Genomic DNA, 19,267 nt, shown 5'->3' with positions numbered 1-19,267 from the left:
AAGAGCCGGCCTCGGTCTCTCGTCGGGTCCGGCTCTTTGCCGTGCTCCCGCACCGCTGCGGATCCCAGTCCTTGACCGCGATCCGGGCAGCGAAGACATGGGACCCCGCGGCTCTCTGCTCGGTCGGCTCAGGCGTTGGGACGCTTGCCGTGATTGGCCTTCTTCTTCTTGCGGCTGCGTCGCTTGTTCCCTCGCTTAGCCATGGTTCATATCTCCCTAATCCAGTGCTTTCTACGCCCTCGCCAGTCTAGATTTGGACCGGGATGTCCGCATCAGCGGTGCCGCCGACAGCGAACTCCCACCCGCGGACCGTCCCAGTCCCTTCGTGGGCTTTCGGCCGACGCGGCAATCCAAAAGGGCGCCGTCAACGTACTGATAAGAGAGCCGCAGCCCGGGGATACGTCCCGGTCGGCTGGTTCCCGTGCAGAGGAGATCTTGGCTGCAAGACGTGCTCCCGTCTGTGCGAGGCGACGTCTGCGACCGTGCCGCTCCTCCCTTTCGGCTGCGGCTGCCCCTCTCGTGCCGCTGAGAGCTGCGCGAGACGATGGAGGAAGGTGCATCCATCATGCGAATACGACGCACGAGGCGTCTCGCCGCAGTGTCCGCGGTCGGCATTCTGATGGCCGGCGGCGCTGCGATCGGCACAGCAGGCACGGCCGCAGCAGCAGCCCCTGCCGTGCACACTCAGGTGACCACCAACTGGTGCGGGGGCCAGGATGACTGGGGCGGGCGCTGCTTCGACCACCACTTCGGCGACCACGGGTTCCGCTTCGACCACCGCTTCGACCACCGCTTCGACAACCACCACCGCTTCTTCAACGACGGAGGGTTCGTGATCATCGTGCCCTGACACTCCCTCGTCGCTTCAGTACCTGCTCAATTTCGCCCAGCCCGGGTGAAGATCACGCCAACAATCGCCGCTGTCCATTCCCGTCGTATGACTGGCCTGACATGCTCTCTGCGCTGCTGGAGCGAGTCGCAGAGCCGACGTGGTGAGGGATGGGTTTTCGGTCATGGACACCTTTGAATGGGCAGTGGCGATCCTGGCCCTGGCGATCTGCTTCGGCCCCGGCCTGGCTGCCGTGACAACGGCCTGGCTGTTCCCCTGGCTCAGAGGCTCGATTGCACGGCCACGCCTTTGGGGCTGGGGCCAGCTGATGCTCGGCCTCTTCTTCGCCATGCAGCTCATGGACCAAACGATCATTTTCACCCCGCACAGCGGCGACGTGCTCTTCTACGGAGGATTGGCATTCGGCATCGGCGGCCTGTGTCTGATGATGCTCGCCCGGAGTCCGGGCACAGCTCCTGAGGTGCCGGTGCGGCCGTACGGCAGCGAAGTGCGGCTACCTCCCAGACCGTAGCCCGCGTCCAACCAACCCCAGACCCAGCTCTGCAGCAGGAAGCTTCGGCCGGGCTCAGGAGCAGAGCTTCACGTGCCGGACGGCCAGGACGTGGCCCGCCGCGTCGATGAGGCGGCTGCGGGAGAGGTGTCCGCTGGCCACCGCATTGGTGATCGCCGTGGCGATCGAGGACGTCTGGGAGCTGACGTTGCCCCCCAGGTCGAACATGACCATGTCGGCGCCCGAGCGCAGGGCCTGGACGGCGGCGGCGGGGACGCTGAAGCCGGCGGCGGAGATCGCCTTGGCGCTGAGCGAGTCGGTGACCACCAGCCCCTTGAATCCCATCTTGCCGCGCAGCTCGGAGCTGATGGCGGTGGGTGACAGGCTCGCAGGATTGGTGCCCAGGCCCGGCACGATGTTGTTGGAGACCATGATGGCCGGGGCCCCGGCCTTGATGGCCGCTGTGAACGGCGGGATGCCCACCTTCTGCAGAGTGGACCACGGCAGGGTGCGGGCGGGGCCGAAGTCGGAGTTGTAAGTGGAGCCGCCGAGGCCCGGGAAGTGCTTGACGACGGGTATCACGCCTCCGGCGCGCAACCCGTTCATGTACGCGACACCGGCCTTGGAGACCACCGAGGTGTTGCCGCTGAAGGACCGCCACCCGTCGGGATTGGTCTTGCTGGGGGCCACGTTCCTGCCGTCGACGTCGACCACCGGCGCGAGGTCCATGTTCACCTGGGCGGCCGCCATCTTTTTGGCGACCTTCGTGACGTTCTGCTGGATCTGGGCCGGGGTCCAGTGCGCGCCCATGTACGCGGGCCAGGGCAGGGACCCGACGAGGTTCGACATGCGCTGGATACCGCCGCCCTCCTCGTCGGTCATCACCAACAGGCCCAGGTGGCCGGGCACATGAGACTTCAGAGTGGTCAGCCGGGAGCCGAGGTCGGACGGCGCCTTGCTACCGAACAGCAGCACACCGCCCACACCGGCGCTCACCTCGGACGTGACGCCGGACACCGAGGTCTCCGACACCGGGACGGCGATGGTCAGCATGGCCAGCCGACGGTTCGACCACCCGGCCAGCTTCGTGGTGTTGGTACACGCGGTGGCGGCGGAGGTGAGGCCCGGAGCGAAGGTCGAAGAGGAGGGAGAACGCGCGGCGGACGGGGCGAGAGACACACCGGGACCACTGGAGTGCGGGGACGCCTTGGGGGTGCCCGTGTCACAGCCCACCAGGAGCATCGCCGCCACGGCGGCGGCAGCGCTCAGTCGTCGTGTGTTCCTGGCCCGGCCGGGGAGCCGCGGAGGTGCTGTCGCTCTTCTGTGGTCACGGTGCGGCGGGAGATTCATCGCCCGGCCTCCTTCGGGAAGGCGCGACGGTACCCGCCGCGCTGAGGGCCGTATGACCATGAAGTGGGCTTTACGACGCGTGAGAGGCGCACCAGCCCGCCTTTGTTCGCTGGTCCACGGTCGGAGTACCAGGATCTCGCGCCTCGGAGCCGGACGAAAGTCCAGCGGCCGTGAGTCAGGGCTCGTCTGGGACATTCGGCTTCGGAGGGGACGGGAGACAGCGGCGCGTATGTGGAGACAGCGGCGTCCTGCGGCTCGTGTCCCAGCGCGGTCAGGGTGTCCAGCAGCGCGTCACTGTTGCTGACGGCGACGCCTGAGTCGCTCCGCGCGACACCGAGCCCGGCGTCGATCCGAAGGCACCGGCAGGAGTGGATCAGTGGTGCGCGGTCGGCGCTGGCAGGTTGCCTCCTGGCCATCGACGAAGCCCGACCGTCGGTTGGGTCCCGGACGAATCTCCGGGCCGCCCCCAGACAGGCCGGGGATGCAACCATTCCCTTCAGAGTTGGAACCCCCGGAAGCCGACCGCGCGTGAGAGACCATAGCCGCGGACACTGACAACGGACCTCGCGACGGATCGTCAACTATCGTCTGCGGCTGTAGACGTACGTTCGACAAGGAGGGCCGATCCGTTGAACCGAGCCTCGGCCGGCAGGTCTCGTACGGTGGCGATCGGTGCCGCCGCGTCGCGGCCCTGCACGCTGGTCGTCTGCCGTGGGTGTTGTTGCGGCGATCCGCGGAAGTATCCCGACGACGATCACACCTGGCAGCTGGAGCGGTTGCGGGCCGGGGCCGAGGCGTCCGGGGGGCGGTTCGTGGTGCGGACCGTGGACTGTCTCGGACCCTGCGACCAGGCCAATGTCGTGGTCGTGCAGCCTTCGGGGGACGCGCGGCGCCGGGGTGCTCGGGCGACCTGGATCGGGTTCGCGATGGGGGACGACTGCACCGAGGAGCTGGTGAGTTGGGCGACGGCCGGAGGGCCGGGGGTCGCCGAACCTCCGGTCGCGCTGGAGTTGCAGTTCGTCCGGCCGCCGCGCGAGGCACGGGCCCGTACGCGTCGCTGAGGCGAGCCGGTTCGCCGGCCGCCCTCTGGAACCACACCTCCCAGTGCGGCACTCTTCTCCCTCGTGGGGACCCTTCCGTATCAAAGCCCGTCGACCGACACGACCGCGCACATGGTGGTGGCCGGTGACGACGCCCTGGCACACCGGCTGGCCGCCGAGCTGCGGGGTGTCTACGGCGAACGGGTGACCCTCGTCGTGCCGCCCACCCAGCGCAGTGTGCGGCCGCCGGTGGTCGGGCGGGTGCGGGCCTCGACTCTGTTCGACCGGATGTCCGCGGCGGTGAACCGGGCCGCGGGCAACGGGGAGGGGCCGCCCCACCGGACGGCCGAACCCACCGGTTCCGAGCGGGTGTTGGAGGCCACCGAACTCACCGAGTCCGTACTCGCCGAGGCGGGTGTCGAACGGGCCGCCGCCCTCGCGCTCGTCCATGACGACGACGAGACCAACATCCGGGCCGCACTCACCGCGCGCCGCCTCAATCCCCGGCTGCGGCTCGTCATACGGCTCTACAACCGGCGCCTCGGGCAGCACATCGAGGAACTCCTCGATCAGGCTTCGGCGTTGGCCATGGCCGTGGCCGATGGTGAAGGAGACGGTGGCGGCGGGAGCGGGGGGCTCGGGTTCGATGCCTCCACCACCGTGTTGTCCGATGCCGACACCGCCGCGCCCGCGCTCGCCGCGACCGCCGTCGCCGGGACCAGCAAGGTCGTCCAGACCGATGGGTTGATGCTGCGGGCGGTGGAGCGGCCGCCGCCGGGGCCCGGCGAGGTCGCCGATCCCGGGCTGTGCACGCTCGCGTTGCTGTCCGCGACCACCAACGACCCTGCCGGGGCCGACGGTTCGGAGAGCAGCGGGTCGCAGGGGCCTCGGCTGCTGCCCGACGAGCGGGCCGTGGCGGCGGCCACCGGGCGCGGGACCGTCGTCCTGGAGACGGTGTCGTACGCCGCGTCCGCGCCGTCCGCCGGGCGCAGTGTCGTGCCCTTCGGCTCGCTGCTGTCGCGGCGGCTGCGCTGGTCGTTCGCCGGGCTGGTGGGGTGTGTGGTCGGGCTGGCGGTCGCGTCGATGGTCGTCACCGGGGAGCCCCCGCTGCAGGCGACCTATCTGACGCTGCTCGATCTCTTCGCCATCAACAATCCCGCCATCGGTGAGCCCATCGGGCGGCAGATTCTTCAGCTCTTCTCCGGGCTCGTCGGGTTGTTGCTGCTGCCTGTGCTGCTCGCCGCCGTGCTGGAGGCGCTCGGTACGTTCCGCAGCGGGTCCGCGTTGCGCAAGCCGCCGCGGGGGCTGTCCGGGCATGTGGTGCTGCTCGGGGTCGGGAAGATCGGGACGCGCGTGCTGACGCGGCTGCGGGAACTGAACATTCCGGTGGTGTGCGTCGAGGCCGATCCGGAGGCGCGGGGGCTGGCGCTGGCGCGGCGCTTGCGGGTGCCGGTGGTGTTGGGGGATGTGACTCAGGAGGGTGTGCTCGAAGCCGCGAAGATTCATCGGGCGCATGCGCTGCTCGCGTTGACCAGTGCGGACACGACGAATCTGGAGGCCGCGTTGTACGCCCGTAGCGTGCGGCCCGATCTTCGGGTCGTGCTGCGGTTGTACGACGACGACTTCGCCACCGCCGTGTACCGGACCCTGCGGGCCGCGCACCCTCAGGCGCTGACCCGGAGTCGTAGCGTGTCGCATCTGGCGGCGCCCGCGTTTGCCGGGGCCATGATGGGGCGGCAGATCCTCGGGGCGATTCCGGTGGAGCGGCGGGTGTTGCTGTTCGCGGCCATCGTGGTGGGTGGGCATCCGCAGTTGGAGGGGCGGACCGTGGGGGAGGCGTTTCGGGCGGGGGCGTGGCGGGTGCTTGCGTTGGATACGGCCGCGTCGGGGGGACGGCGGGGTGGTGAGCCGGTGTCCGCCGTGGGGGGTGGTGGGGGCGAGCGGGGTGGTTCCGGGCTGGTCTGGGATCTTCCCTCTACGTATGTGCTTCGGGCGGAGGATCGGGTGGTGCTGGCTGCGACTCGGAGGGGGCTGGCGGAGTTGTTGGGGCGGCGGCGACGGGAATCAGCGGGTACGTAGGTTTTTGTCTCGGGGGTGTCTGATGCCGGTGCCGGCGGTCGTGCTGGTGCCGGTTCTCGTTCGGGCGCGGGGAGTGGGATGGGGGGATGGGGGATGGGGGATGGGGGATGGGGGGATTTTCTTCGCCCCCGCCGCCCCTACCCGTCCCATCCCTGGGGCTCCGCCCCAGCCCCCGCCAAAGGACGCCCCTCGGACGCCCTCGGGACTGCGCCCCAGCCCTCGCCGAACGACACCGCCTCCGGACTCTTACTGGGGTAGGTGTCTGGTGGCGAAGTCGAGTTCGAGCTTTACCTGTTTGATGCGTTCGTCGACGACCAGGGAGCCGTGGCCCGCGTCGTAGCGGTAGACCTCGTGGATGGCGCTGCGGGCGGTGAGGCGGGCTACGTAGTTGTCGATCTGGCGGATGGGGCAGCGGGGGTCGTTGACACCGGCCGAGATGTAGACGGGGGCCTTGACCGCGTCGACGTAGGTGAGGGGGGAGGACGCCTCGAAACGTTCGGGGACCTCCTCGGGGGTGCCGCCGAGGAGGGTGCGGTCCATCGCCTTCAGGGCTTCCATCTCGTCGTGGTACGCCGTCACATAGTCGGCGACCGGGACGGCGGCGATGCCGAGGGTCCACGCGTCCGGCTGCGTACCGAGGCCCAGGAGGGTGAGGTAGCCGCCCCAGGAGCCGCCGGTGAGGATCAGGCGGGCGGGGTCGGCCAGGCCCGACGTCACCGCCCATTCCCGGACCGCCGCGATGTCTTCGAGTTCGATCAGGCCGACTCGGTGCTTGAGGGCGTCCGTCCACTCGCGGCCGTAGCCCGTGGAGCCTCGGTAGTTGATCCGGACCACCGCGTACCCGTGGTCCACCCAGGCCGCCGGGCCCGCCGCGAAGGAGTCGCTGTCGTGCCAGGTCGGGCCGCCGTGGATGTCGAAGACGGTGGGCAGGGGGCCCGTCGTGCCCACCGGCTTCTGGATGAGCGCGTGGACACGGCCGCCGGGGCCCTCCACCCACACGTCCTCCACGGGGACCGAGCCCGGGGACTTCAGGCCGGGGGGATCGAGGACGATCTCGCCCGTCGTCGAGCGGACCACGGACGGCTCGGCCGCCGAGGACCACAGGTACTCCACGGTTCCGTCGGGGCGTGCCGTCGCCCCGGAGACGGTGCCCTGCGGGGTGGGCACCTGGACCAGCTCGCGGGACGCCAGGTCGTAGCGCCACAGGTCGCTGCGGGCCTCGAAGCTGTGGGCGATGAGGAGAGCCGAACCATCGGGGTACCACTCCGCCGCCACGTCGCCCGGGAGGTCCAAGGCCAGGTCCGTCTCCTCCCCCGTCGCCACGTCCCACACCAGCGGCTCCCAACGGCCGCGCCGCTGATGGCCGATGAGGAGGCGGGTGTCGCCGTCGACGGGGGCGAAGCCGAGCACTTCCAGGCCCAGCTCGACCGTGCCGCCCTTGGTGTCGTCCAGCTCGGTGACCGTCGAGCCGTCCGGGCGCAGCACCCGCAGCGCCGAGTGCATCGCGTCGCCGTGCTCGGTGTGCTCGACGGCGATCAGGGAGCCGTCGTGCGAGAGGTCGCCGACGCCCGCCGACTCCCGGTGGCGGTAGATCTCCACCGGCTCCTCGCCGAGGCGGACCACGTGGATCGTCGAGCCGTCCTCGTCCGTCGAGCGGCCCACGACCGACGTCCGGCCGTCCCTGCCGATGGCCAGGCCCCCGGGGTAGGAGGGCTCCAGGCCCGGAGCGGCGGGGGCGTCGGCCTCAGCAACACCGTCACCGGCACCGGTATCGGCATCGGGGCCGCCGTCGCCGTCGACGGTATCCGTGCTCTTGGGAGCGGTGAAGCGTTGGCGGCGCCAGATGCCGAACTCGTCCCCGTCCTTGTCGTCGAACCACCAGATCCACTCGCCGTCCGGGGAGAGCACCCCGTCCGTCGTACCGTTCGCCCGGTTCGTGACCTGGCGCTGCTCCCCCGTCCCGCGGTCCCACGCGTACAGCTCGTACGTCCCCGTCGCGTTGGAGACGAACAGCGCGCGGTGCGGGGCGTCCTCCGCCCAGTCGGGCAGCGACACCCGCGGCGCCCGGAAGCGCTTCTCCCAATCGGGCATGGCTGCCTGCTGCTGCTCGATGGACCCGTTGCTCTCAGTCATGGCCCCATAGTGCCTGGCCCGACCGACCCCGCGCTGGCGAGGTCCCCAGCCTGTGGATAAGTTCGCCGATCGCTTCGAACGAACTTCGAAAGAGCACCGGCAGGAGGGGCCCCGAAGCCTCGGCGTCGTGCGCGGCACCGTACCTTTGAGGTCGTGTACCGGTTCCTGCTGACGCCCCGCTGGTGGGGGATCAACGTCTTCGTGCTGTTGGCCATCCCCTTCTGCATCTTCATGGGTTCGTGGCAGTTGAGCCGGTTCGAGGCTCGGGTGCAGGACCACCGCGCGGCCGGTGAGCAGGCTGCCGCGGCCAGGACGGAGGCGGCCCGTCCGCTCGCCCGGCTGCTGCCCGTGAGCACGGAGACCTCCGGGAAGCAGGCGACCGCGACCGGCCGGTACGGCAAGCAGCTCCTCGTGCCGGGGCGCGAGCTCGACGGCGAGCGCGGGTTCTACGTGCTGACGCTGCTGCGCGTCGACGGCGGCAAGGCCCTGCCCGTCGTGCGGGGCTGGCTGCCCGGAGCCGCCGACCCGGCGAAGGCGCCCGCCGCCCCGACCGGTGAGGTCACCGTCACGGGTGCGCTCCAGGCCTCCGAGAGCCCGGGGGCGAACGGTGTCACCGCCGCCGGGGGTCTGCCCGCGGGACAGACCGGCGCGATCAGCTCGGCGTCACTGGTGAACCTGGTGCCGTACGAGGTGTACGACGCCTGGATCACCCTCGCGAAGGCCGACAGCGGGATGCGTGCGGTGCCCGCGACCGAGCCTCAGGGCACCGGCCTGGACCTGAAGGCGTTCCAGAACCTCGGTTATACCGGTGAGTGGTTCGTCTTCGCGGGCTTCGTGGTCTTCATGTGGTTCCGGCTGCTGCGCCGCGAAGCGGAGTTCGCCCGGGACGCGGAGCTGGGACTCGTCCCGGACCATGACGAAGAAGACGCCACGGTCACCGAAGCCACCACCCACGCCGAAGCCACGGCCGAATCCGATGCCGAAGCCACGGCCGAATCCGATGCCACCGCCCGAGCAGGTGCCGCCGACGCCCCTCAGGACGCCGACAACATCCCCGTCCGGTAGATCGTCCCGGCGCACGCGTTGGGCACGGTCGTCGTGGCCGTCGCCGCGCCCGTCTCCGCCGTGTACGACACGGTGACGCTGCCGTCGGCCAGTCCGCCGTCCTCCGTCACCAGCTGGGTCGAGGTGCCGGTGCCACCGGTGTCCGTGGCGGTGCCGCCCGTGCTGGTGGCGCCGTCCGTGGTGGTGGTCGGGGTCGGCGAGGGCTGGCCGCCGCCGGTGGTCGGACAGGTCTCCGAGGGCACCCAGGCGAACTTCACGACGTACGAGGCGCTCGGCTTCAGCACCACCGAGGCGACCTCCGTGGTGGGGTCGGGCAGCCCGGTGGCCGCGTCGCCCGCCACATGCGTCACCACACTGATCTTGGCCGAGTCCGCGGCGCCCTGGGCGAGGGTGCCGAGCGTGCCCGCGCCGCTGACGGTGCAACTGGTGGCGGAGACGTTCGAGAGGGTGAAGGAGCCGTAGACCGCGCCGGTGGCGTCCGGAGTGCCGACGGTACTGGTGGCTCCGCCGAGCTGCGCCGGTGTGCACGCGGGTGAGATCGCGGCCGAGGTCGAGGGATCGGGGCCGCCCGTGGCCGACCCGGTGTTCGTCCCCTTGCCCTTGTCGGGCGTGCCAGTCTGGCTGCCGCCCTTGCCCTTGTCCTTGGAGGTGCCTGAGCTGCCGCCCACGGAGCTCTCGCCGCCGTCGGGGCCCTTGCCCTGGCTGGTGCCGCCCTGGGCCTGTGAGCTGTTGCCCGCTATGGACGGGTCGGCGTTCGACCCGGAGGCGTTCGAGACGTGCACGAGGGCGGGGACGGCGGTGCCGATGAAGAGCGCGGCGGCGGCCACGCCGACGATGGCCTGACGCTTGCGGGCCCGTCGTGCGGGTACCGCGCGGCGCAGGTGCTCCAGCGTGCCGTCAGTGGGTTCGATCTCCTGGACGGCCTGGTGCAGCAGCCGGCGCAGCGCCAGCTCGTCCGAACCGAACCCGTCGGGGCCCAGCTCGTCCGAACCGGACCCGTCCGGGCCCGGTGTGTCGGGGCCCAGTGCGTGCGGGCCCTGTGCGTCCAGGCCCTGCGGGTGGGGACCGTTTGCGTCGGGGCCGTCGTTCACAGTTCCGTTCCCAGCTTGCTGCTCGTGCTCGTGCTCGTCTTCGGCGGGCGTGGTCCGGTGTGTCGGCTCATGCCACTCGTAGGGCTCGTGTCGATCGTGGTGGTCGCGTCGCTGGCTCATGCCGGGGCCTCCATGGCGACACGGAGCGCCGCGATGCCGCGCGAGCCGTACGCCTTGACCGACCCGAGCGATATCCCGAGGGTCTCGGCGACCTGGGCCTCGGTCATGTCCGCGAAGTAGCGCAGGACGAGGACCTCGCGCTGACGGCGTTGCAGGCCCTTCATCGCCTTGATCAGGGCGTCGCGCTCCAGCTGGTCGTACGCACCCTCCTCCGCGCTCGCCATGTCGGGCATCGGCTTCGAGAGGAGCTTGAGGCCGAGGATGCGCCGGCGCAGCGCGGAGCGCGAGAGGTTGACGACGGTCTGACGCAGATACGCGAGCGTCTTCTCGGGGTCACGGACGCGTTTGCGCGCCGAGTGCACACGGATGAAGGCCTCCTGGACGACGTCCTCGCAGGAGGCGGTGTCGTCGAGCAGGAGTGCCGCGAGGCCCAGCAGCGACCGGTAGTGGGCGCGGTAGGTCTCGGTGAGATGGTCGACCGTGGTGCCGGCGGCCATGCTGTCTTCAGCGCCGTCGCGCTGACTCGGTATGCGGGCGGGCCGCGCTGCGGGCATGGGCGCGATCACCGGCATGCCGCCGGGCACGCCGGGGCTGCGGAGTCGGCGGGGTGGACGCAGGGGCGTGCCCCTGGTCTGTACCGCGGTGAATTCGAGAACCTCTGCCACGCCAGTTGGACACGCCTACCCCCGTCAGGGTTGTACGCGACAGGCATCACATTCGCTCCAGGGTTCACACCGGCCGAAGGGACCGCTCCCACGCGCCCCACGACACCCGTCCCCACGCACCGCACAACGCCCGCCCCCACGCACCGCACAACGCCCGCCCCCACGCGCTCCACAAGACCCGCCCCCACGCACCTCGCAACGCCCGCCGGACCATGTGCCGGAACGCCCGCCGACGCGACCCGTAGCGCACCTGGCAGTGCATTGAATGCCCTCATGCGTACTAGCTCATCCCCTATGCCCCGTTATGCCGTGCCGTCCCCGGACACCCGTTCAGGGCGACCGCAAAGACGCTCCCCGCCCTCCGCACGGTTGCGGAGAACGGGGAGGGAAATCTTCGAACGCCAAGCGGGTCCTGGACAAGTGGTCCGGACCATTATTCCGGCCACACAACTGACACAGATCCTACAAACGAATCCGGACATGGCCAGGGAGATTTTGCCCCCTGGACACCCTGAGCAGGGAAACCCACCGGCCGGGCAGGACGACGCCCGGAGCCGCGCCACCAAAATCGGTTCGCGGCTACGGCAGTCGCCCCTCCAGCCTTCGGATCCGGTCGATCCAGTTGATCCGGTTGATCCGGTTGATCCGGTTGATCGCGCGCACGCCGCGCCCTGACGCGGCTGTCTAGAACAGCTCCGCCGCCACCAGTTCCGCGATCTGGGCCGTGTTGAGGGCGGCGCCCTTGCGGAGGTTGTCGCCGCAGACGAAGAGTTCGAGGGCGGTCGGGTCGTCGAGGGCCCGGCGGACACGGCCCACCCAGGTCGGGTCGGTGCCGACGACGTCCGCGGGGGTGGGGAACTCGCCGGCGGCCGGGTTGTCGAACAGGACGACTCCGGGCGCGGTGGCCAGGATCTCGCGGGCCTTGGTCACGGTGACCTTGCCCTCGAAGCGGGCGTGCACGGTGAGGGAGTGCGTGGTCACGACCGGGACGCGGACGCAGGTCACGGCCACGGGCAGGTCCGGCAGCCCGAGGATCTTGCGGGACTCGTCCCGCACCTTCATCTCCTCCGAGGACCAGCCGTCCTCGCGCAGCGACCCGGCCCACGGGACGACGTTCAGCGCCACCGGCTCCGGGAAGGGGCCCGTGTTGTCGCCCACGGCCCGGCGCACGTCACCGGGGCTGGTCCCCAGTTCCGTACCGGCGACGAGGGACAGCTGCTGGCGCAGGGTGTCGACGCCCGCGCGCCCGGCGCCGCTCACCGCCTGGTACGAGGAGACCACCAGCTCGCGCAGGCCGAACTCGGCGTGCAGCGCGCCGAGCGCCACGATCATGGAGAGGGTGGTGCAGTTCGGGTTGGAGATGATCCCGCGCGGGCGCACGCGCGCGGCGTGCGGATTCACCTCGGGGACGACCAGCGGCACGTCCGGGTCCATCCGGAACGCGCCCGAGTTGTCGACCACGATGACGCCCTTGGCCGCGGCGATCGGCGCCCACTGCGCGGCCACCTCGTCGGGTACGTCGAACATCGCGACGTCGACCCCGTCGAAGGCGGCCTCACTGAGCGCCATCACCTCGACCTCCTCGCCGCGCACGGCCAGCTTGCGGCCGGCCGAGCGCGGGGAGGCGAGCAGACGGATCTCGCCCCAGATGTCCGCGTGCTGGGACAGGATCTGGAGCATGACCGTGCCGACGGCCCCGGTCGCACCCACGACCGCCAGCGTCGGTCCTGCCGGCCTGGTCATCAGCGCCGACCAGTGCCGCCGTACGAGAGGACGGTCATCGTCCGGTGCCTCCGTAGACGACGGCCTCGTCGCTGTCGGAGTCGAGTCCGAAGGCGGTGTGCACCGCGCGGACGGCCTCGGGGACGTCGTCGGCACGCGTGACCACCGAGATGCGGATCTCGGAGGTGGAGATCAGCTCGATGTTCACCCCCGCGTCGGACAGCGCCTCGAAGAAGCCGGCCGTGACACCCGGGTTCGTCTTCATGCCCGCGCCGACGAGCGAGATCTTGCCGATCTGGTCGTCGTAGCGCAGCGAGTCGAAGCCGATCACGTTCTTCGCCTTCTCCAGGGCGTCGATGGCCTTGCGGCCCTCGGTCTTGGGGAGGGTGAAGGAGATGTCCGTCAGGCCGGTGGAGGCGGCGGACACGTTCTGCACGACCATGTCGATGTTGATCTCGGCATCGGCGATGGCGCGGAAGATCGAGGCGGCCTCGCCCGGCTTGTCCGGGACACCGACGACCGTGACCTTGGCCTCGGAGGTGTCGTGAGCGACACCGGAAATGATGGCCTGCTCCACCTTCTGGTCCCCTTGCTTGATCGGTGCACTGCTGACCCAGGTGCCCTGGAGCCCGCTGAAGGACGAGCGCACGTGGATCGGGATGTTGTAGCGGCGGGCGTACTCCACACAGCGGTGGAGCAGCACCTTGGAACCGGAGGCGGCGAGCTCCAGCATGTCCTCGAAGGCGATCCAGTCGATCTTCTTCGCCTTCTTCACCACCCGCGGGTCGGCGGTGAAGACGCCGTCCACGTCGGTGTAGATCTCGCAGACCTCGGCATCCAGCGCCGCGGCGAGCGCGACGGCCGTGGTGTCGGACCCGCCGCGCCCGAGCGTGGTGATGTCCTTCTTGTCCTGCGAGACGCCCTGGAAGCCCGCGACGATGGCGATGTTGCCCTCGTCGAGCGCCGTCCGGATACGGCCCGGCGTGACGTCGATGATCCGCGCTTTGTTGTGGACCGAGTCGGTGATGACGCCTGCCTGGCTGCCGGTGAAGCTCTGGGCGCTGTGGCCCAGGTTTTTGATCGCCATCGCCAGCAGGGCCATGGAGATCCGCTCTCCGGCGGTCAGCAGCATGTCGAACTCTCGTCCGCTGGGCATCGGAGATACCTGCTCGGCGAGATCGATCAGCTCGTCCGTCGTGTCGCCCATCGCGGAAACGACCACGACCACCTGGTGGCCGTTCTTCTTCGCTTCCACGATTCGCTTGGCGACGCGCTTGATGCCCTCGGCATCGGCTACGGAGGAGCCTCCGTACTTCTGCACGACAAGGCCCACGTGCGCTCCTCGCTCAATCCGTCTCTGTACCGCACAACTGCGGTCGGCTCAGTCTAACGAGCGGCCGGATTTCCCTTCCGGAGTGTCGAATCGTGAGATGTCCCGCCCACGACGTGATCACTCCGGACCGTCAAGGTCCACCGGGAGTCCACCGGAGTCGTCAGATCCACCGGTTTCGGCAGGGTCCCTCCGGCCGCTCCGAGCGGCACCTGCCCGCCCGCACGCCCCGCCACTCCGGAAAGTGCCCCGTGTCACACGACACCGCCATGTCTTAACTCTCAAGCACTAAGGTTCGGCTGTGCGCGTACTCCTGGTGGAAGACGATGAGCCGGTCGCCGAGTCACTGCGTCGGGGACTGCTGCGCTACGGCTTCCAGGTCGAGTGGGTGACGACCGGCCACGCGGCGCTGGCCCACCCGGGCCCGTACGACGTCGTCCTCCTCGATCTCGGCCTGCCCGACACCGACGGCCTCGACGTCTGCAAGGCGCTGCGGACCCGCGGTGACGTGCCGATCATCGTGATCAGCGCGCGCAGCGACGAGACCGACCGGGTGGTGGGCCTGGAGATAGGCGCCGACGACTACGTCTCCAAGCCCTTTGGCGTACGGGAGGTCATCGCGCGGATCAGGGCGGTGATGCGGCGCGTCCGGCCCCGTACGGAGACGTCGGCGGGACCCGACCGGTACGGGTCCCGGCTCACCGTCGACCGCAAGGCCGCCCGGGTCCGCCTCGACGGCGTCGAGGTGGCGCTCGCGCCCAAGGAGTACGACCTGCTCGCGTTCCTCACCGAGGAGCCCGGCGCGCTGATGTCACGCGAACAGATCATGGAAGCGGTCTGGGACGCGAACTGGTTCGGCCCGACGAAGACGCTCGACGTCCATGTCGCCGCACTGCGGCGCAAGCTCGCGGGGGCGATCACCATCGAGGCGGTACGGGGGGTCGGATTCCGTCTGGAGGTCGTACGGGATCCCGTGCCGGACTTGAAAACGGCCTCGCCCTCGAAGACGGCCTCGACGACGGCCTCGTCCTCTGACTCGGCCCCCGCTCCGGAGCAGGGCGCGCCCGGCTCATGATCCGGCAGCTCATCGTCAGTTACGTCCTGCTGGTGGCCGTCGCGCTGACCGCGTTCACCGTGCCGGTGGCCTTCACGCTGACCGCGCAGCTGCGCGGCGACACCGAGGCCTCGGTGCGCCGGGAGGCGAACACGATGGCGCTGATGCTGGCGCAGGGCGACCCCGCCTCACGGGCCGCGCTGAACCGGCTGGCGACCGCGTACGCCGACCGGACGCCCGGCCACGTGGACGTGCTCCCGGCCTCCGGCACGGACGGGACGGACACGGCGCGCTGGGGCGACGGCGCGCTGCGGGTGACGGTTCCGGCGATCAGGGACCACCACATCGTGGGCGCGGTGCGCGTCACGTACCCCACCTCCGATCTGACCGCCCGGCTGTGGCGGATCTGGGGCTTCCGGGCGATCCTCGCCGTCGGAGTGCTGGCGGTGGCCGCCGGGCTCGGCGCGCTGGTGGCACGCCGGCTGACCCGGCCACTGCGGCAGCTCAACGAGATGGCGAGCAAGTTCGGCGACGGGGATCTGACCGCGCGCTCGCCAGTGACCGGACCGCCGGAGACCCAGCGCCTGGCCCGCACCCTCAACTCGGGCGCGGAACGCCTGGACACCCTCATCGACTCCCAGCGGATCTTCGTCGCCGACGCCTCCCACCAGCTCCGTACCCCGCTCACGGCGCTGCGCCTGTCCCTCGACAACATCGCGGACGGGGTCGAGGACGCGTTCGTGCGCGAGGACGTGGACCAGGCCACCGCCGAGGTCGTCCGGATGAGCCGACTGGTGAACGGACTGCTCGTGCTCGCCCGCGCCGAGGCGAAGGTCTCGGCGGCCGAGGCGCTGCCGCTGCGGGAGTTGGTGGAGAACCGGCTCGCGGTGTGGCGGCCGGCCGCCGAGGAGCGCGGGGTGACCATCGCGCAGGAGGGGGAACTCGGCGGCCGGTCGCTCGTGCTGGCCAGTCCCGGGCACCTCGACCAGGTGCTGGACAACATCCTGTCGAACGCCCTGGAGGTCTCCCCGGACGGTTCGGTGATCACCGTGAAGGTGGCGGTCCGCCCCGACGAGGTGGTGCTCTCGGTGCTGGACCAGGGCCCCGGCATGTCCGACGCGGAGAAGGCCCGCGCCTTCGACCGCTTCTGGCGCGGCCAGGGCCTGACCGGGCGCTCCGGCTCCGGGCTCGGCCTCGCCATCGTCAAACAGCTGGTGGCGGACGACGGCGGGACCGTGGCCCTGCGCGACGCGCCCGGCGGCGGGCTGTGGGTGGCCGTCAGCCTTCGGGCATCACCGAGGAGTGGTGGTTGACGATCAGCCACTTGCCGCCGCGCTTCTCGTACTCGTACGTGTAGCGGGCCTCGACGGTGCGCTTGGCGCCGGTGTCCGGGTCGGTGAGCGTGAACTCGTACAGGCCGGTGTCGATGGCGGAGTTCTCGTCGAGGACGTTGACGATCGTCTCGGTCTTCTTGCCCACCGGCTTGTTCTCGAGAAAGTGCTCGAAGTAGTCGACGATCTCGGCGTGCGTGTCGCGGATCTTGTTGGAGACGGTGGGCAGCAGGACGGCGTCGGAGGCGTAGCGGTCGGCCACCTTCTCCGGGTCGCCGGTCTTCAGCGCGGCGTTCCAGCCGTCGAACAGCGCGGCGATCTGTGCCTTGGTGGGCGGCTTCTGCGGGGCCGCGCCGGCCGATGTGCTGATGCCGAGGCCCACGACGGTCGCGGCGGCGAGGGTGGAGGCGGTGATGACGGCGGCGCGCTTGCGTATCCGGCGCTTCATGGGAACTCCAGTGCGGTGGGGGTGCTCCGCTTGCTGCGGGAGCGACTCCAGCCTCTCTTCGCGCTGGTTAGGAGCCGTCCAGCGGACGTGCAGGGCTGATCCAACTCCCGGCCAACTCACGCTGTGCGAGGGGATGGTGACGGGCGTGCAGGGGTGCAGGTCGGGGTAAGGGGCGTGGGTGACGGGCGAGTTGATGCTGGGCGGGATCGTGCTGCTGGGGTCCTGTGTGCAGTGGCTGACCGGGATGGGCTTCGCGCTCGTCGCCGTGCCGGCGCTGGTGCTGCTGCTCGGGCCGGCCCAGGGTGTCGTCCTCGCGAACTGCGTCGCCGGGGCGATCTGCGTCGTGGGGCTGGCCGGTGGGTGGCGGCGGGTGCGGCCGCGCGCGATGGTGCCGTTGTGTCTGGCGGCGGCGCTCACCGTGCCGGTGGGCAGCTGGGTCGCACGGCGGCTGCCGCCCGCCGAGCTGCTGGTTTTCATGGGCGCGCTGGTGACGGTGGCCGTGGTCGTGGTCATGCGGGGCGCCCGGCTGCCCGCGCTGCGGGGCACGCGGGGCGCGGTGGCCGCGGGGGCGGCGGGCGGGTTCATGAACTCCGCGGCGGGGGTGGGGGGTCCGCCGGTCTCTCTGTACGCGCTCAACGCGGGGTGGACGGTACGGGAGTTCGTGCCGAACGCGCTGTTCTACGGGGTGGTGGTGAACGCCTTCTCGGTGGCCTCGAACGGCGTTCCGCATCTTGGGTCGGCGCGGTGGGGGGTCGTGGTGACGGGGATGGTGGTGGGGGCCTCGGTCGGGAGGGTGCTTGCCGAACGGGTGCCGGAGCAGCGGGCGCGGATGCTGGTGCTGTTGCTGGCGTTGATCGGTGGGCTCACCACGTTGGGGAAGGGGGTGTGGGGGCTGGGGTGACCTGTGGTGGGTGCGCTCGGTGCCCGTCGTGGGTGCACCTGGTGCCCGTCGTGGGTGCGCCTGGTGTCGGTGGTGGGTGCGCCTGGTGCCGGTGGGTGGGGCGGGGCCGTGGCGGTACGTCGAGCCCGTCGCCGCTGGATCAGACGTGGGCCGGGCATGGGAGCCGCTGCTCGATCCGGACGTAAGCGACGGGCTTGCGACGTACCGCCACGGCCCCTCGCGTCGCAGGGCGGCCTCGCGTCGCAGGGCGGCCTCGCGTCGCAGGGCGGCCTGGCGTTGCAGGGCGGACTCGGGTTGCAGGGCGGCCTCGCGTCGCGTGGCGGACTCGGGTCGCAGGGCGGACTTGGGTCGCAGGGCGGACTCGGGTCGCAGGGCGGCCTCGCGTCGCGTGGCGGACTCGCGTCGCGTGGCGGACTCGCGTCGCGTGGCGGACTCGGGTCGCGTGGCGGACTCGGGTCGCGTGGCGGACTCGGGTGGTCGGTGGCTGTGGGGGTCAGTGTGTTGGGGGCTTGCGGCGGGGGGCTGCCGAGCGGGGTGGGGTCGTGCGCATGTGGGTGCGGACCCGGCCCAGTACGTCGCTGAGTGTGGTGATGTCGGAGCGGTTCAGGGGTGTGACGAGGAGCCTGTGTACGACCGCCACGTGGCCCGGCATCACTCGGCCCAGGAGCTCCTGGCCCTGCGGGGTGGCGGTGACGTTGACGCTGCGTTCGTCGTCCGCCGAGGGTGCCCTGGTGACCAGTCCCGCCTTGGCCAACTGGGCCACCTGGTAGGTCAGCCCGCTGCGGCTGTGGACCAGGCGGTCGGCGATGTCGGTCATCCGCAGCTGCCCCTCGGGGGCCTGCCCGAGCACGGCGAGGATCTGGAACTGGGTGTAGCTGAGGCCGCCCTCGTCGCGCAGCTGCTGGTCGACGGCGTGCTGGAGCAGGCTGCTGACCTCCATCAGGGCGAAGTAGGCGGCCAGTTGCTCGGGATCCAGTCGCTCGGGATCGGGGGGCGGGGTGTGCGGCATGACCAAGAGTTTACTTGCTGCGAATTCGAAGCAGCCGTAAGGTCGCCATGTGCTTCGAATTCGTAGCATGAGCGAAGAGGAGACTGGTCATGAGCATGGCTTATCTCGCGCAGGCCGATCAGCAGCAGAAGCTCGAGTGGCTCGACGGCGGTGTCTTCGCCGTGTTGCTGGACAGCGCGGCCACCGACGGGCAGCTGGCCGTCGGGCGGTTCAGCGTCAACAAGGGCGAGGCGCCGCCGTACCACATGCACACCCGTGAGGACGAGGTCTTCATGCTGATCAAGGGGACCGCGCTGGTCTGGTCCGACGATCAGGAGATGGAGCTGTCCGAGGGCGGCATCGTCTATCTGCCCAAGAACGTCCCGCACGGCTACCGGATCACCTCCGACACCGCCGACCTGCTGATGATCTGCACCCCGGGCGGCATCGAGGGCATGTTCCGGCACGCCGGACGCGATCTGGCCATGCCTCGGCCCGAGGGCTTCCAGATCGATCCGGAGCTGCTCGCCGAGGCCACCGACACGTACGGACAGATCGTTCTGGGACCGCCCCGCTGACCGACGCCCGCCCCGCCCCGCTCACCGATGAG

18 protein-coding genes are annotated in these 19,267 nt (G+C 70.5%); 9 read left to right on the top strand and 9 right to left on the bottom strand.

Annotated elements, in window-relative coordinates:
- Positions 1-128 precede the first annotated feature (128 nt).
- Positions 129-203 carry a 50S ribosomal protein bL37 gene (locus ACIRA5_RS17955; RefSeq protein WP_101896790.1) on the bottom strand — a complete coding sequence of 25 codons (75 nt, stop codon included), beginning with the start codon at positions 201-203 and terminating at the stop codon, positions 129-131.
- A gap of 362 nt (positions 204-565) precedes the next feature.
- Here ACIRA5_RS17955 and ACIRA5_RS17950 point away from each other — a divergent pair, with 362 nt between their 5' ends.
- Together ACIRA5_RS17950 and ACIRA5_RS17945 are read left to right on the top strand one after the other, a co-directional pair.
- Positions 566-850 carry a hypothetical protein gene (locus ACIRA5_RS17950; RefSeq protein WP_403691719.1) on the top strand — a complete coding sequence of 95 codons (285 nt, stop codon included), beginning with the start codon at positions 566-568 and terminating at the stop codon, positions 848-850.
- 163 nt (positions 851-1,013) lie between these two features.
- Positions 1,014-1,361, top strand: a complete 348-nt coding sequence (locus tag ACIRA5_RS17945; RefSeq protein WP_403691717.1) for a hypothetical protein — start codon at positions 1,014-1,016, stop codon at positions 1,359-1,361.
- 54 nt (positions 1,362-1,415) lie between these two features.
- Here the strand turns inward: ACIRA5_RS17945 and ACIRA5_RS17940 are convergent, their stop codons facing one another.
- Entirely contained in the window at positions 1,416-2,690 is a 1,275-nt protein-coding gene (locus ACIRA5_RS17940; RefSeq protein ID WP_403691716.1) for a glycoside hydrolase family 3 N-terminal domain-containing protein, read from the bottom strand.
- 629 nt (positions 2,691-3,319) lie between these two features.
- Between ACIRA5_RS17940 and ACIRA5_RS17935 the strand changes: the two genes are divergently transcribed.
- Both ACIRA5_RS17935 and ACIRA5_RS17930 read left to right on the top strand, forming a co-directional pair.
- Positions 3,320-3,751, top strand: coding sequence for a (2Fe-2S) ferredoxin domain-containing protein (locus tag ACIRA5_RS17935; protein ID WP_403691714.1), 432 nt, complete (start codon positions 3,320-3,322; stop codon positions 3,749-3,751).
- A gap of 111 nt (positions 3,752-3,862) precedes the next feature.
- Positions 3,863-5,809 (top strand): NAD-binding protein, encoded by a 1,947-nt coding sequence (locus ACIRA5_RS17930; protein WP_403691936.1) that lies wholly within the window; start codon positions 3,863-3,865, stop codon positions 5,807-5,809.
- A gap of 246 nt (positions 5,810-6,055) precedes the next feature.
- On the opposite strand, the gene ACIRA5_RS17925 is transcribed toward ACIRA5_RS17930, so the two are convergent.
- Positions 6,056-7,942, bottom strand: coding sequence for a S9 family peptidase (locus ACIRA5_RS17925; RefSeq protein ID WP_403691712.1), 1,887 nt, complete (start codon positions 7,940-7,942; stop codon positions 6,056-6,058).
- Positions 7,943-8,095: 153 nt separating this feature from the next.
- Between ACIRA5_RS17925 and ACIRA5_RS17920 the strand changes: the two genes are divergently transcribed.
- The gene (locus ACIRA5_RS17920; RefSeq protein WP_403691710.1) at positions 8,096-9,007 is read left to right on the top strand and encodes an SURF1 family protein; all 912 of its coding nucleotides are present in this window, start codon (positions 8,096-8,098) and stop codon (positions 9,005-9,007) included.
- Here the strand turns inward: ACIRA5_RS17920 and ACIRA5_RS17915 are convergent.
- From ACIRA5_RS17915 to ACIRA5_RS17900, 4 genes are all read right to left on the bottom strand, one after another.
- Complete coding sequence (locus ACIRA5_RS17915; protein WP_403691708.1) at positions 8,977-10,218, bottom strand: hypothetical protein; 1,242 nt, start codon at positions 10,216-10,218, stop codon at positions 8,977-8,979. The genes ACIRA5_RS17920 and ACIRA5_RS17915 overlap by 31 nt on opposite strands.
- The gene (locus ACIRA5_RS17910) at positions 10,215-10,883 is read right to left on the bottom strand and encodes a SigE family RNA polymerase sigma factor (RefSeq protein WP_079065272.1); all 669 of its coding nucleotides are present in this window, start codon (positions 10,881-10,883) and stop codon (positions 10,215-10,217) included. The genes ACIRA5_RS17915 and ACIRA5_RS17910 overlap by 4 nt, the downstream gene beginning before the upstream one ends.
- Before the next feature lie 684 nt (positions 10,884-11,567).
- Entirely contained in the window at positions 11,568-12,626 is a 1,059-nt protein-coding gene (locus ACIRA5_RS17905) for an aspartate-semialdehyde dehydrogenase (RefSeq protein ID WP_403691706.1), read from the bottom strand.
- Positions 12,627-12,660: 34 nt separating this feature from the next.
- A complete protein-coding gene (locus ACIRA5_RS17900) occupies positions 12,661-13,938 on the bottom strand; it encodes an aspartate kinase (protein WP_101399547.1) in 1,278 nt (425 codons plus the stop codon).
- Between the two features lie 298 nt (positions 13,939-14,236).
- On the opposite strand from ACIRA5_RS17900, the gene ACIRA5_RS17895 reads away from it, so the two are divergent.
- Together ACIRA5_RS17895 and ACIRA5_RS17890 are read left to right on the top strand one after the other, a co-directional pair.
- Positions 14,237-15,010, top strand: coding sequence for a response regulator transcription factor (locus ACIRA5_RS17895; RefSeq protein WP_403691704.1), 774 nt, complete (start codon positions 14,237-14,239; stop codon positions 15,008-15,010).
- Positions 15,007-16,302, top strand: coding sequence for a sensor histidine kinase (locus tag ACIRA5_RS17890; RefSeq protein WP_403691702.1), 1,296 nt, complete (start codon positions 15,007-15,009; stop codon positions 16,300-16,302). Before ACIRA5_RS17895 ends, ACIRA5_RS17890 begins: the two co-directional genes overlap by 4 nt.
- On the opposite strand, the gene ACIRA5_RS17885 is transcribed toward ACIRA5_RS17890, so the two are convergent.
- The gene (locus ACIRA5_RS17885; protein ID WP_403691700.1) at positions 16,268-16,768 is read right to left on the bottom strand and encodes an SgcJ/EcaC family oxidoreductase; all 501 of its coding nucleotides are present in this window, start codon (positions 16,766-16,768) and stop codon (positions 16,268-16,270) included. The two genes, ACIRA5_RS17890 and ACIRA5_RS17885, sit on opposite strands and share 35 nt — an antisense overlap.
- 193 nt (positions 16,769-16,961) lie before the next feature.
- Between ACIRA5_RS17885 and ACIRA5_RS17880 the strand changes: the two genes are divergently transcribed.
- Positions 16,962-17,669 carry a TSUP family transporter gene (locus ACIRA5_RS17880; RefSeq protein ID WP_403691934.1) on the top strand — a complete coding sequence of 236 codons (708 nt, stop codon included), beginning with the start codon at positions 16,962-16,964 and terminating at the stop codon, positions 17,667-17,669.
- Between the two features lie 493 nt (positions 17,670-18,162).
- On the opposite strand, the gene ACIRA5_RS17875 is transcribed toward ACIRA5_RS17880, so the two are convergent.
- Positions 18,163-18,678, bottom strand: coding sequence for a MarR family winged helix-turn-helix transcriptional regulator (locus ACIRA5_RS17875; RefSeq protein WP_403691698.1), 516 nt, complete (start codon positions 18,676-18,678; stop codon positions 18,163-18,165).
- Positions 18,679-18,767: 89 nt separating this feature from the next.
- Between ACIRA5_RS17875 and ACIRA5_RS17870 the strand changes: the two genes are divergently transcribed.
- On the top strand, positions 18,768-19,235 hold the full coding sequence (locus ACIRA5_RS17870) for a cupin domain-containing protein (RefSeq protein ID WP_403691696.1): 468 nt from the start codon (positions 18,768-18,770) through the stop codon (positions 19,233-19,235).
- The last annotated feature ends 32 nt before the right edge of the window (positions 19,236-19,267 follow it).

Source organism: Streptomyces sp. NPDC096311, from assembly GCF_044763085.1.
Classification (GTDB): domain Bacteria; phylum Actinomycetota; class Actinomycetes; order Streptomycetales; family Streptomycetaceae; genus Streptomyces.
This window is presented reverse-complemented; position numbering and strand designations above follow the sequence as displayed.